Consider the following 12,847-nt stretch of genomic DNA (forward strand, 5'->3'; position numbering starts at 1 on the left):
CGACGTGCACTCGCGCCGAAGATTGACTAGCGGCAGCATGCCGATGGCCTCCTGAGTGCTTACCCGAGTCGAACCTGTGCAGCCGCAGCAGTGCAGGCAGCAGGCGGCCTCGGTGTCCCCGCTGAGGAGCGATGAGGTCGAGTTGCGGCAGATCACCACGATCCCCATGGCGCAGCGACGAGCGGACCCGGTGCGTCGCAGAAGCCTCAACAGGTATCCGACGACGCACAGGGCGCGCAGGAGGACCGCGTGTGGAACCATCTCGCGGCAACGCGACCGGAGCCGAGAATCCCGTGGGACTCCCGGGCTTAGTTCGCCCTGAGTTCAGCGTTAGGGGTTCGCGTCAGTCGCAGTTGGGACAGGGGCCGGAGACCGGCATCTCCATGAAGCAGGTCGGGCAGACCGCACCGCGTCGAGCCTCCGTGGCAGCCGTCGCACGCGGCGTGCTCGCCCGGACGACGCGGGCCTTGGCCGTCAGCGTCGGCACCGCATCAGCGGGCACGTCGGCTCCCCAGTGCCGGTAGCACTCGAGCCGTGCGGCAGCCGCGCTGTTCTCGCGCTCGAGCGGATCCGTGATGGGGGCTTCGCCAGCGACACGAAGCGCCTCGTCGTAGCCGGCGCCGACCTGTCCGTCGTCCTTGCGGACGACCAGTGACGCGAGTGGCGGCTCGTTGCGCACGTGGTTGACCTTGACCAGATCAGCGAGCAGCGCACCGATCCAGTTGCGCATCTGCGACTTGGTCCGCAGTGACGAGCGACGCTGGACCTCCTCGGCGAGCTCGGAGTAGGTGATGACGGCGTTGTAGCGACCCGCGGTCTCCACGAGTACCTCGTAGGCGTGCTTCGCCCAGTAGGGCTGGGCGAATTTCGGAGTCACGAACGTCTCCTGGTCAGACATGGGCAGTCATCCGCTTCCTTCGTGGTGCAGTCGCCGAACCCCCAGTCTCCACCCTTCGCCTCGGCGGCCGTCACCCACCCACTGACGAGTCGACCGCTTATCGCTCGGTGGACTCAGACGCAGCACCGATCCAGTCGATCATCTCGTCGGTCGTGGCGACCTGGGCGAAGAAGGTGCCGACCGTGGCCAGCGAGGCGCGCTGCACCTCGGCGACCTCCATCCCCGGCACCCCGCCGGTGGTCGTGGCGTCGCTGATGAAGAACGCGCGCACGTCACGGACCATCGCCTCGCGGGCCGTCGTCTCGCAGCAGACGTTCGTCTCGATCCCGGTGATGATGATCGTGTCGACGCCGAGCAACTCGAGCCGAGTCAGCAGGTCGGGGTCGTGGAAGGCGCCGAAGTGCGGCTTCTCGAGCACGTGGTCGGACGGGTCCATGACCAGCGACTCGTGGAATGCGGCGGTGTGGGACGTGCGGTCGAGCATCCCCTCCCGCACCGGCGGGAACATCTCCCCGAGGATCCCGAGATCGGCGCCCTCGGCCACCGCGTGCCGCACGTGGATGACCGGGATGCCGGCCACACGGCATACCTCCGCCAGACGGTTGATGCGCTCGACGACGGCGGGCGCGTCCGCCGCCATCTCGACGAAGACGTTCTGGACGTCGATGCTGAGCAGGGCCATCCGGCTCGGGTCGACCTCGAACTGCATCATGGTGCGCCTTCCGGTCGCCTCGGCCCCCTGGGTGCACGCTACGGCTCGCCGGCCCATCGCCACCGGCGAATCGAACACCAGCGCCGCCGATCGTCAGGCGAGCGGGTCCCGGGTCGCGCGCGTCAGCACCGCCAGGCAGACGGCGACGACGCCACCCCACAGCACGAACGAGCTTGCCCACCGTGCGTCCGGTTCACTCGGGAAGACGTCGACCCAGCGCGAGAGCGGGTTCACGACGGCCAGCGCGATGACCACCGTCAGCAGTGCGCCGCCGACCGCGTCCCCGGGCTCGGGCACGTGCCGACGCAGGGCAGCGGCCGCGGCGACGGCCACAAGCACGCAGCCGGTCAGCCACACCATGACCCCTAACCGAGCGCTCAACCCGCTTGTGACCGCCAGAGCGGCGACCCCCATCGACCCCGCGACGAGCACCCCACCGGCGACGACGAGTCGGGCTCGGCTGCGCCTCCGCAGGGAGATGGGCGCGGCCCCCACTGCCTCGGCTGCCGCCTCGTCGAGGACGTATGCCGTCGCCGCGGCGAGGGCGGCCACGCCCACCACCAGCGCCGTGCCCGCCACGGCGCTGGTGGTCCACGTCGCCGCGACCCCCAGCAGCAGCAGTCCCACTGAGGTCAGGGCCGCCACGGGCCGCCACGGGATGCCCGCGGCCGGCCCGAGGACGCGCGAGTGGATCATCGCGTCACGACCACGCTGTGGCCGTCGGGGTAGGAGCGCACCGGTTGGCTGAGGCCGGTGGCGGAGGCGAGACCATAGGCGATCACCGAGAGCGCGAGGGTCACCGCGCCGATGCGGACGAGCCGCCGCCGGGTCCGGCCCTCCGACCGCCACAGCAGTGCGGCGAGGGCCGCGAGGGCGCAGAGGGTGATGACCCAGGCGAGGTACCACGCCGGCGACCCGGTCAGGCTGGTGACCGTGACGTAGTCGGCCGATGCCGACGAGAAGTAGCCCACGGGGGCGAAGAGGCGGACCCAGCGGAACCACGCTGGCGGTGCCCCCTCGGTGGTGCTGAAGGCGCCGAGGACGCCGATCGTCCAGACGACCACCGCCAGCACGAGGACCGCCGATGCCCCACGGAACCGCCACCACCGGCCGGCCGCGATGCCGAGCAGGGTGCCGCCGACGGCCGTCGCGACCGAGTTCTCGACGAGGACCGCCGCGACCGCCGCGTGCGACAAGGGGCCGTACATCCACTCCGGCGCACTCAACGCCGACGGGCCGATGGCGTAGTAGAGGACGAGCCACGCCGAGGCGACGAGCGCAGGGACACCAGCCATCAGGCAGAGCGCGGCCGTCCGCGTCGTGACGGAGGTGGGCGACGCCTCGAGCAGCTCGCCGGCCCCGTGGAAGGACCGCGTCAGGTGGTAGGCGGTGATCATCGAGGCCACCCCCACCGTCAGGGCGACGACGGGCAGGCTGAGCGAGTCGCTGGTGACCTGGTGTGCCTGCTCGTTGAGGGCCATGGCCGTGAAGACGACGCCCAGTGCCGTGCCCACGAGGAACATCGGGTGTCGGGCGAAGCGCCATGCCTCGATGCGGGCGAGCGCGGCGAACGGGCTGCGGTAGCCGCCATGCGGGGCGAGGGCGGTCGTCACGGTGAGGGCGTCCTGCGGGGTGGTGGTCATCACGCCACCTCCGCCGAGGTCGTGGCGTCAGCGGTGGCGGCGGCCGTTGCGCCCCGGAGCAGCAGGTAGGCGTCCTCGAGGCTGGGCTCGACGAGCTCGGCCCCCCGCGGCACGCTCTCCCCGACGTTGCGATAGCGCCCGGACGCGGTGCGCCACGACGCCTGCGCCGCGGCATCCGGGGCCGCGGCCATCCAGACACGTCCGGCTGCGAGCGACACGAGCTCGGGCACCGTGCCGTCGAAGTGCACGCGCCCGGCGTCGAGCACGACGACCCGGCGGCACAGCGCGGCGACGTCCTCGGTCTGGTGCGTCGAGATGACCATCGTCGACGTCGCGGCGATGTCGGCGAGCACGCCCCGCAAGGACGCGCGCTGCTCGGGATCGAGCCCCGTCGTCGGCTCGTCCAGGACCAACAGCTCCGGGGTGCCGAGCAGGGCCTGGGCCAGGGCGACCCGGCGCCGCTGCCCACCCGAGAGACGACTGATCCGCTTCGTCGCGACGTCGCCGAGGCCGACGAGGTCGAGCACTCGTCTCACCTCGGTGGTACGAGATCCACGGTCGGCCCACTCCTTGAGGACTGCCATGTAGTTGACGAAGGCGAAGGTGGAGAACCCGCGCGGGAAGCCGAGCTCCTGCGGTTGGTAGCCGAGCCGCCGCCTGACCTCGGTGCGGGCATCCGGCTGGCTCGGGTCGCGGCCGAGGAGCCGCACCTCGCCGGCGTCGGGTCGCAGCACGGTCGCCATGACGCGGAGCATCGTCGTCTTGCCGGCGCCGTTCGGACCGAGCAGTCCGGTGATGCCGGGCCCGAGGTCGAGGTCGACGTCGTCGAGGGCCGCGAGTGAGCGGTAGCGCTTGGTGACACCGCGCAGGGAGACCGGGGTCGAGCTGGTTGCGGTCATGACGCGATCCTTCCGATCGTGCCGAGTCGCCGGGCTCGGAGGACGAGGACGGGCGGCCCGATGAGGAGCATGAGGACGTAGAGGACGAGGTACTGCGGCGCGAAGACGGCCCAGATCGTGTCGAGGCGGGAGGCCGCGCCGGTGGCGATGACCCAGACGACGGTGATGGCGCTCGCCGGACGCCACGGCCCGAACCACGTCGAGAGAGCGAGCACCGCCGCGGTGAATCCCAGCGCCGGGAGGAGCCACACCCACGCCGCCGATTCCGGGAAGACGAACTGGCCGACGAGGACGACGGGCAGGGCCGCGAGGAGCACGGCGGCGGTCCGGAGCAGGAGCAGGCGTGCGAGCGGGTACGGCGCCGAGCTCTCCTGCTCGAGCGCCGGCCCGCCCTCCGGGCCAAAGGCCGCCGCCACGGCCAGCACCGGCACGAGCGGCGCCACGACGAGGAAGATCATGACGCTGCCGTTGCGCGCCGCCACGGCCCCGCCGACCGCGAAGGCGACGGCGAGGGCGACCGCGCAGATCCACGACCCGCGCAGCGCCGGCGCCGCGGCCACGAGCATCGCGTCGCCGGGCGGAAGGCCGAGGCGCGCGAGGAGCCGCTCCAGCAGCGACACGCGTGGCACCTCGATCTCGTCGCGTACGGCGCCCCAGACGGCCGCCAGGTCCGGCAGGTCGGGCGCGTCCGGCAGGTCGGGCGCGTTCGGAACCTCGGAAAGCGCTGGTGGCTCAGGCTGCTCGGCACCTGCCGCCTCCGAAGGGGGCGTGACGTCGGGAAGGGAGCTGACGGCATACGCCATCGGGGGCAGCTCGGCCGCGACACCCGCCTGGCACTGCGGGCACCGCAGCAGGTGCTGCTCGAGCGACATCGACGTGACGGCGTCGGCCTCGCCGCGGACCCAGGCGCGCAGGTCGTCCGGCCGCACGTGGCGCGTAATCATGACGAGGCTCCTTCCAGCAGGCTCGCCCGCAGGCGCGCCCTCGCGCGGTGTGCCCGCGTCTTGACGGTGTTCTGGGGGATGCCCAGCAGTCGCGCGGCCTCCCGGGTGGTGAGGCCGTCGAGCACGGTCGCCTGCATGACGGCGCGCAGCTCGGGGGACAGGGCGGCCATCGCCCGACCGAGGTCGCCGTACTCGACGCCGAGGAGCAGCTCGTCCTCGGCGGTGGGCGAGGCAGTGCCGGAGGCCCCCGGGTCGCGCAGGAGCACGACGTCCCGGCGCGACCGGAGACGACTGACGAGCCGTCGGATCGCGATCCCCCACATCCAGGCGCCGACCTCGCCCGTCCCCCGGTAGCGCCGGGCCCCCTGCCACACGGCGACGAAGGTGTCCTGGAGGACGTCAGCCACGACCTCACGGTCGTTGCAGCGCCGCATCAGCCGGACCGAGAGCCACGGTGCGTGACGCTCGTAGAGCCTCTCGAGGGCGCCGACGTCCCCGGAGGCCAGCGCCTCGAGGAGGCTCTGGTCGTCGGGAGCGACGAGCGGTGACACATCTCTACTGTCGACCCGGAGGGCCGGATCGGTTCTCCGTATGGCGACGAAGCGCGGTCCGGGGCGTCAGCGGGGAGGCAGCTCGCCGCCCGTCTCGGTGGCGATGACGTGCATGACCGCGTTGATGAGGGCCAGGTGGGTGAACGCCTGCGGGAAGTTCCCGAGGTGGCGCCCGGTGTGGGTGTCGATCTCCTCGGCATACAGCTCGAGGGGCCCGGCAAAGGAGAGCAGCTTCGCGCACAGCTCGTGCGCCCGCTTGTGCTCGCCGATCTCCGACAGCGCCGACACGAGCCAGAACGAGCAGATCGTGAAGGTCCCCTCCTCGCCGGAGAAGCCGTCGTCGGTCTCGTCGACGCGATAGCGCAGCACCAGCCCGTCGACCGTCAGCTCGTCCGCGATGGCCAGCACCGTCGCTCGGATCACCGGGTGGTCCGGCGGCAGGAAGCGCACGAGCGGCGCGAGCAGCAGGGAGGCATCGAGCGCGTCCGCCCCGTAGTACTGCGTCAGCACCCCACGCTCGTCGACGCCGTGCTCCAGGATGTCGGCCTTGATCCCCTCGGCGGCCAGCTCCCACTCCGCCGCCTGCGAGTCCTCGCCGATCATCGACGCAAGCTTTGCCCCGCGGTCGACCGCGACCCAGCACATGATCTTTGACGACGTGAAGTGCTTGAGCTCGCCGCGCACCTCCCAGATGCCGGCGTCCGGCTCCTGCCAGTGCTTGAGCGCCGACCGGACCTGCTTGCCGAGGATCGGCCAGATGCGCCCGTCGAGGTGGTCGGCGACCTTGGAGTGGAGATAGACCGAGTCCAGGAGCGCGCCCCAGACGTCGTGCTGCACCTGGGAGTGCGCGGCGTTGCCGATGCGCACAGGCCGCGACCCGGCATACCCCGACAGGTGGTCGAGCTCGAACTCCGGCAGCTCACGCTCCCCGCCGATGCCGTACATGATCTGCAGGTCCTCGTCGCGCTCGGCCATGTCGGCGATGAACGAGAAGAAGTCGACGGCCTCCCAGTCGAACCCGAGCGAGTACATCCCCCACAGCGCGAAGGTCGCGTCACGGATCCACGTGTAGCGGTAGTCGTAGTTGCGCTCCCCACCAATGGTTTCCGGCAGCGACGTCGTCGACGCGGCGGCGATCGCGCCCGTCGGCGCATACGTCAGTCCCTTGAGCGTCAGGGCACTTCGCTGGAGGTAGCTGCGCCACGGGTGGTCGGGGAAGCGACCGCGGGCGAGCCAGTGCTGCCAGTGATGGGCCGTCCACACGAGTCGCTGGTACGCCTGCCCGAAGTCGGTCGGCGGCGCCTTCTCACCCCACGAGAGCGCGATGTAGCGGACGTCGCCCTCCCGGAGCAGCGTTCTCGCAGCGGCCTGCCCGCCCTCGAAGCCGAGCCGCAGGTCCGTCGTCAGCGTGAGGACCACATCCGACCCCGCGCCGGTCGCGCGGCCCTGGTGGTAGCCCAGGTCGGTGTAGTCCCACGTCACCGGCTGGCGCCCGTAGTCGAGCACCGGCTCGCACTCCATCACCGTCTGCACCTCGCCCGACACGCAGCGGATCGTCCGCAGCAACGTGTGCTCCGCGTCGTAGTCCATCGGCGTGCGCCGGTGCTTCGGCGACACGTCCTCGTCGTGGCGCCACGGTCCGATGAGCAGCACGTCGCGGACGATGATCCAGCCCGTCGGGGTGCCCCAGCTCGTCTCGAGCACCATGGTGCCCGGCAGGTAGCGCCGCGCCGTCGGCACGCTGACGTCGGACGGCCCGAGCCGGAAGCGGCCCGAGTGCCGCCCGAGCACCGCCCCGAAGACGCTCGGGGAGTCGAGGCGCGGCACGCACATCCAGTCGACGTCACCGCCCGGTGCCACGAGGGCCGTCACCTCACCGTCGGACAGGAACCCGTAGTCCGCGATGGGGACCGCCTTCACGTGCCCGGTCGGCCCGGTCGGGGCGTGGGAGATCGCGACGTCGGCTGCAGCGTCCATGTCCTCAGACTGCTCGTGGTCCCCCCTGCGCACAAGAGGAGCCGCGCTCCGAGCCCGTATGCCGTCCTGGCCGTATGCCGCACCGAAGCCTCCGCGCCCCGACCGTGCGCCACCGCCGCAAGAGCCGCGCAAGAGTCCCGCAAGGTCTCACGAATTCGGACATTCGCGCGCGTGCGCGGGTCTCCACTGGAGGGAGTCGTCCACCGACGACGCAGACTTCGGCGGTTGGCCCGTTGTGGTACGTGAACCGTCACGGGGCCCGAGCTCGCATCGCGAGGCGGGCCCCATCGTCATCCCCAGGCAGCCGCCACGACGCGCTGAGTCACCTGATGACCCAATGCACAGCCGCGGCGGCCAGGGCCGCAGGCCGCCGTCAGGCGACGGCGATGTCGACGAGCAGCTCGGTGGCGAGTCGCTCGAGGTCCGCCCGCAGTGCGGCCGAGTCCGACCCGCCCGGCACCCGCACGACGACGTGCGCCTCGAAGAGCAGCCCGCCGGCCATCGGCGCCTCGCGCGTCCCGGTCGTCAGCGTCTCGATCGACAGCTCGTGCCGGTTCAGCACCGACGACACCTCGCGCACGATGCCCGGGCTGTCGTTGCCGAGCAGGTCGATCGTCAGCCGCTGCGCGTCGGCGTCATCAGCAACGCCCGAGGCCTCGGCGCCCGGATGGGCGGCCACCTCGAGCAGCCCGTCGAGCTCACGCAGCGCGGCCGTCAGCGCGTCCACCCGTTCACCGGGCACACCCACGACGACGATGCCGGCGAACTTGCCGGCGAGCTCCGCGAGCTGGCTGTCCTCCCAGTTGCCGTCGTGCGCGGTGACGACGTCCGCGAGGGCACTGACGAGGCCGGCGCGGTCGTCGCCGATGACGGTGAGCACGAGTCTGGGCACATCCGCAGCCTACTGACCGGGGCCCGCTCGCGCGGCAGGCCGCGCGACGTCGGGCCACCCGATGAGCCAGCCCACGGCATACGCCATCGGGTGACGACATCGGTCCGTCGTCGGGAGGTAGGCGCCGGGCCGGGTGCACCCGCTTCTTGAGTGCAACCCGGCCCGGTCAAAGGTGGCCGCTCAGCTGGCGGCCTGGGCCCCGACGAGGTCATCCGGCTCGTCGGGGGGTCTGGGGGAGCCCGACGGGGTGTCGGGAGGGGTGTCGGACGGGCGCCGCTCGGCGAGCCCGGCCATGCCCCAGCGCACCGCCGCCGTGCCGAGGTGCCCGAGCGGCCGCGCCACGAGCGTCGAGACGACGCCGGGCAGCGGGATACCAAGCATCTCGCGCGCCCACCCGGGCAGCAGGGACACGCCTCCGGAGGCGAGGGTCCCATAGCCAGGTCGGGCGTAGAAGGGCAGCGGCGGGTCGAGCAGGAGGAAGCGCGCGGCCTCGCGGGCGGCCGGCGACGTCTCGAGCTCGGGACGGTAGGAGGCGAGGACGGCCCGCAGCTCGGCGACCGAGGTGGGCGGGTCGATGACGCCGAGCCGTCCGGCCGGGATGCCGGCCTGAGCGACGTAGACGTCGGCCTCGTCGTCGGTCAGGGGCGTGTCGCCGAAGGTCTGGTAGCCGCGGAGGAAGGAGTCGATCTCGGCGGCGTGCACCCACATGAGCAGGTGCGGGTCGTCAGCGCGATAGGGCCGGCCGAGGGGGTCCTTGCCGCGCACCCGCTCGTGGATCGAGCGGACCATGGCGATGGCCTCCTCGGCGTGCTCGATCGTGCCGAAGGTCGTCGTCGCGAGGTAGTGGCTCGTGCGCTGGAGGCGCCCCCACGGATCGCTCTTGTAGCCGCTGTGGCCGGCCACCCCGGCCATCGCCATCGGGTGCAGCATCTGGAGCAGCAGCGACGTCACGCCCGCCGGGAACATCGAGGCGTCCGCGTGCACTCGCCACACCGGGTCGTCGGGCGTGAACCACCGCTCTCCCTGGGCACCCCAGATCCGCTGCGCGCGGTCGGGCGCATCATCGCCCGCGACCTTGCTGCGCAGCATGACGCCGAGCTGGCGCTGGACCAGCCGGGCTCCTGCCGTGGGACTCATGATCGACAACATAACCGCAGGTCAGCGGCGCGCGGAAACGATCTGTACAGGGTTGCGACGGCTCAGCCGAGTGTGATCCGGATGCCGGCGCGCGGGCCACGCGGCCGCACCCGGTCGGTGACTGCGGCCAGGGCGTCACCCAGCCGCGCCATGACGTACTTGCGGCCCATGGCGCGTTTGACCGCGGCGACGCCCTCCGGGCTGCGGTCGACGACGGCCGTGCCGGCATACGTCGGCGCCCCCTCGGGCACGCGCCCGCGGATGTCGCAGGGACGCAGCTCCACCCGGGCGGTGTGCGCGAGCCGCTTGAGCTTGCCGCTCGGGTCGATGGTGATGACGACGAGCTCGCCGGCGTCGCGGGCGACCCACACGGGCGAGCTCACCGGAGCTCCCGTCCGGCGGAACGTCGTCAGCGACACGTAGCGGTTGGCGTTGACGACGTCGAGGTCGCTCGGCATGGGGCTCACGCCGTCAGCGTATGCCGTGTCGCCGGCCCCCAGCCCGTGCCGAGGACGTGCCCGGCGACGTCCTCAAGCGAGCGACCGGACCACCGCGACGACGCCGATGGCGAGGGCCGTCGCCGCCATGAGCGCCGCGGTCGTCGTCGCGGTCGTGCCAGCCCGTCCGGGTCGTCGCGCCAACGCTGCGGCCGTCGCCGTGAACGCGGCGAGGAGGAGGCCGAGGGTCATGAGGTTCGCCGCGTCGCCGCGTCGCTGCGAGGAGTCGACCGCCTCGTGCTGGGCGGCGAGGAGCCGGTCGTAGTCCGCCGGCTCGGACGTCACCATCGCGACGACGTCGGCCGGGACCCCGTCCGACTCGGTGGGAGGCGCCGTCATCGCGCCCGCGACCTGCGCCCACGTCGACGCCGCGGCGGCGTCTGCTTTCGCGAGCTCGGGCTGGCCCGGCACGTCGTCTCCGACGGCGACGAACTGCCGTGCGAGAGAGAGCATCCCGAGCTGGACATGCTCCTGCTGGCTCCGGAGTGCGAACGAGCTGTAGAGCTGGCTCGCGAGCAGCGAGCCCGTGATCGTCGTCGCCCGTCGTGAGGACTCGGCGTCGTCGCGCGCCGAGCCGCTCGAGAGCACGAGCTGGGCCGCGGTGAGGACCGGCAGCAGCAGCCACGCGACGAGAGCGACGGCGGCGGCCAGGCGCTGGGCCCGGGTCCGCTCCTGCCACGGCTGGGGCACGAGCCCGACGTCGTCGTCGCCCTCAGGCGTGCCCTGGGCGTGCGGGCGCGTCGCTGCCTGCGCCCGGTGACGGTGGCCCGCCGTGCGGACGACGACGAAGGCGGCCGCGGCGACGACCGACATCGCAGCGAGCCGCAACGCCCACGCCGCTCGGGCGTCACCGTCGGCGACGGCGTCCTGGACGCCCTGAGGGTCGGCCCCCGTCAGGGTGAGCGCGTCCGCGAGACGCGAGCTCACGGCATACCCGTGGTCGCCTCGCTCGTAGTCCGCGGACAGCAGGGAGCTGCCCGCCTGCTGCAGCCCGGCTCGGAGCTCGCCGGCGGTCTTGCGCAGCGTCGCCGCCTCCGCGGCAGCGAGCCGGCTGCCGGGCGTCGCGAGACCCCGCGACGTGACCGCGTCGGACGCGTCCTGGAAGGCATCGGCCCGCACCTCGAGCAGCGCGAGGTCGAGCGCGACCGGAGCCTGGTCCTGGTAGAGGTGACGCACCTCCTCGACGGTCAGGGCCATCGAGCGGGTCTCGAGCCGGGTCGACTGCAGCCAGTCGCCGCCCGCCTGGGCAGCCAGCCACGTGCCACCGGCGAGCAGCGCCGCGACGAGGACCGAGACGGCGACCTGCGCCGGGTTCGAGCGGATCCGCGCCGCCCACCCGTCCAGACGGCCGACGGCGCGTTCGGCCGGTGAGTCGGGGACGTTCACCGGGGTGCCTCCTGCGTCATCGGCTCGTAGGTCACCGCTCCGAACCTGCCGACGAGGACGAGGTTCTCTCCCTCCCGCGACCACGTGTACGTCTCCTTCGACAGGTCGTCGAGCGGGCGCCCGTCGTAGCTGCCGGACGGCGAGTCGGGATCGTGGAGGGTCTGCACGCCGCCCTGCGGGGTCAGTGTCAGCGTCGAGCCGGTCACGTCGACGACGCCCTTCGTGCCGATGTCGAACTCGAAGGTGCCGCTCGAGCGCGACTGCATCATGACCTCCGCCCGCTCGAACCGGCCGTCGGGCCGGAAGGTGTAGAGCACCTCGGCCGATCCCTGGTCGAGGCTGCGCCACGTGCCCTCGAGCTCGACCGGGACGGACGTCGCCCCCGGCACGGGCGCCGGGCTGGAGGTCGGGGTGGGCGTCGGGACGGGAGCCGACGTGGGGAGCGACGTGGGGAGCGGCTTGGGAGCGCGCGTGACCGTCACGGTCGCCAGGGGCGGCGTCGCACCCGGCTGTGCCGTCGAACACGCGGTGATCGACCACGGGACCACCGTCACCGCGGCGAGCGTGAGCATCGCGGTCCGGCGCCACCGGGTCCGGTCCGGTGGCTGCGAGGTCATGTGGTGGTCCATGTGCTCGGGCATCGGGCTCGCCCTCCTCGTACCGGGCGCCTCGACGGTGCCCCTTCTGATCTGACGGTCGAGCCGGGCTGGTGATACGTGCCGACGGCCCCCGTCGCCGGGCGGCGTGCGCACAATGGGCCATGGCGCTCGCGCTCTGCCTGCTGCTCGACCGCAGGTCCGACCGCGCCGTCCGCGCACTCTGGGAGCGGCTCGAGGAGGACGGCGTCCCGACGCTGCTCTCTCACACCCACGGCCACCACGTGCCGCACCTGTCGTATGCCGTCCTGCTGGCCTGGGACGAGGAGGCGGCCCGCGCCGCCGTGGCCGGGCTGGGCGACGGCGGCCCCGTCGAGGTCTCGGTGCAGGGCACGGTCGTCTTCCCGCGCGGACGCGTGGCGCTCGCCGGCTCGGCCTCGGTCGCTCTCGCCACCCGGCAGGCCCGCGCGGTCGAGGCGCTCCGGGCCACCGGCGCGACGATGCACCGCCACTACGAGCCCGGTCACTGGATGCCGCACGTCTCCGCCACGACCGGGGTGCCCGGGGCGCGGCTGCAGGTCGTCGTCGACGCGGTGTCCGACCGGCTGCCCCTGACGCTCCGGTGCGACCGGGCCGCTCTCATCGACACGACCGACGGCACGACGTGGGACCTGTCCGGAGTGCCCTGACGAGACCGGTATGAGTACCGGTGCCC

At 72.5% G+C, this 12,847-nt stretch carries 14 protein-coding genes; 1 reads left to right on the forward strand and 13 read right to left on the reverse strand.

Annotation, left to right across the window (positions count from 1 at the left end; genetic code table 11):
* Nucleotides 1–343: 343 nt before the first annotated feature.
* The 13 genes from AB4Z14_RS19435 to AB4Z14_RS19495 form a co-directional block, all read right to left on the reverse strand.
* Nucleotides 344–877, reverse strand: a complete 534-nt coding sequence (locus AB4Z14_RS19435) for a hypothetical protein (RefSeq protein WP_442276647.1) — start codon at nucleotides 875–877, stop codon at nucleotides 344–346.
* A gap of 118 nt (nucleotides 878–995) precedes the next feature.
* Complete coding sequence (locus tag AB4Z14_RS19440) at nucleotides 996–1,610, reverse strand: isochorismatase family protein (protein ID WP_442276648.1); 615 nt, start codon at nucleotides 1,608–1,610, stop codon at nucleotides 996–998.
* 93 nt (nucleotides 1,611–1,703) lie between these two features.
* On the reverse strand, nucleotides 1,704–2,306 hold the full coding sequence (locus tag AB4Z14_RS19445; protein ID WP_442276649.1) for a hypothetical protein: 603 nt from the start codon (nucleotides 2,304–2,306) through the stop codon (nucleotides 1,704–1,706).
* Complete coding sequence (locus tag AB4Z14_RS19450) at nucleotides 2,303–3,253, reverse strand: hypothetical protein (RefSeq protein WP_442276650.1); 951 nt, start codon at nucleotides 3,251–3,253, stop codon at nucleotides 2,303–2,305. Before AB4Z14_RS19450 ends, AB4Z14_RS19445 begins: the two co-directional genes overlap by 4 nt.
* On the reverse strand, nucleotides 3,253–4,152 hold the full coding sequence (locus AB4Z14_RS19455; RefSeq protein ID WP_442276651.1) for an ATP-binding cassette domain-containing protein: 900 nt from the start codon (nucleotides 4,150–4,152) through the stop codon (nucleotides 3,253–3,255). The genes AB4Z14_RS19450 and AB4Z14_RS19455 overlap by 1 nt, the downstream gene beginning before the upstream one ends.
* Entirely contained in the window at nucleotides 4,149–5,096 is a 948-nt protein-coding gene (locus tag AB4Z14_RS19460) for a hypothetical protein (protein WP_442276652.1), read from the reverse strand. The genes AB4Z14_RS19455 and AB4Z14_RS19460 overlap by 4 nt, the downstream gene beginning before the upstream one ends.
* Nucleotides 5,093–5,647 carry an RNA polymerase sigma factor gene (locus AB4Z14_RS19465; RefSeq protein ID WP_442276653.1) on the reverse strand — a complete coding sequence of 185 codons (555 nt, stop codon included), beginning with the start codon at nucleotides 5,645–5,647 and terminating at the stop codon, nucleotides 5,093–5,095. The genes AB4Z14_RS19460 and AB4Z14_RS19465 overlap by 4 nt, the downstream gene beginning before the upstream one ends.
* 66 nt (nucleotides 5,648–5,713) lie before the next feature.
* Nucleotides 5,714–7,624 (reverse strand): glycoside hydrolase family 15 protein, encoded by a 1,911-nt coding sequence (locus tag AB4Z14_RS19470; protein ID WP_442276654.1) that lies wholly within the window; start codon nucleotides 7,622–7,624, stop codon nucleotides 5,714–5,716.
* Nucleotides 7,625–7,997: 373 nt separating this feature from the next.
* Nucleotides 7,998–8,516, reverse strand: coding sequence for a glycine cleavage system protein R (locus AB4Z14_RS19475; RefSeq protein ID WP_442276655.1), 519 nt, complete (start codon nucleotides 8,514–8,516; stop codon nucleotides 7,998–8,000).
* Between the two features lie 180 nt (nucleotides 8,517–8,696).
* Complete coding sequence (locus tag AB4Z14_RS19480; protein WP_442276656.1) at nucleotides 8,697–9,653, reverse strand: oxygenase MpaB family protein; 957 nt, start codon at nucleotides 9,651–9,653, stop codon at nucleotides 8,697–8,699.
* Nucleotides 9,654–9,715: 62 nt separating this feature from the next.
* On the reverse strand, nucleotides 9,716–10,111 hold the full coding sequence (locus AB4Z14_RS19485; RefSeq protein ID WP_442276699.1) for a PPOX class F420-dependent oxidoreductase: 396 nt from the start codon (nucleotides 10,109–10,111) through the stop codon (nucleotides 9,716–9,718).
* 72 nt (nucleotides 10,112–10,183) lie between these two features.
* Entirely contained in the window at nucleotides 10,184–11,536 is a 1,353-nt protein-coding gene (locus tag AB4Z14_RS19490; RefSeq protein ID WP_442276657.1) for a hypothetical protein, read from the reverse strand.
* Complete coding sequence (locus AB4Z14_RS19495) at nucleotides 11,533–12,177, reverse strand: hypothetical protein (RefSeq protein ID WP_442276658.1); 645 nt, start codon at nucleotides 12,175–12,177, stop codon at nucleotides 11,533–11,535. Before AB4Z14_RS19495 ends, AB4Z14_RS19490 begins: the two co-directional genes overlap by 4 nt.
* Before the next feature lie 119 nt (nucleotides 12,178–12,296).
* Here AB4Z14_RS19495 and AB4Z14_RS19500 point away from each other — a divergent pair, with 119 nt between their 5' ends.
* Nucleotides 12,297–12,821 (forward strand): 2'-5' RNA ligase family protein, encoded by a 525-nt coding sequence (locus tag AB4Z14_RS19500; RefSeq protein ID WP_442276659.1) that lies wholly within the window; start codon nucleotides 12,297–12,299, stop codon nucleotides 12,819–12,821.
* The last annotated feature ends 26 nt before the right edge of the window (nucleotides 12,822–12,847 follow it).

Origin of the sequence: Terrabacter sp. 2TAF16, assembly GCF_052115065.1 — a bacterium.
Lineage (GTDB): Bacteria > Actinomycetota > Actinomycetes > Actinomycetales > Dermatophilaceae > Terrabacter.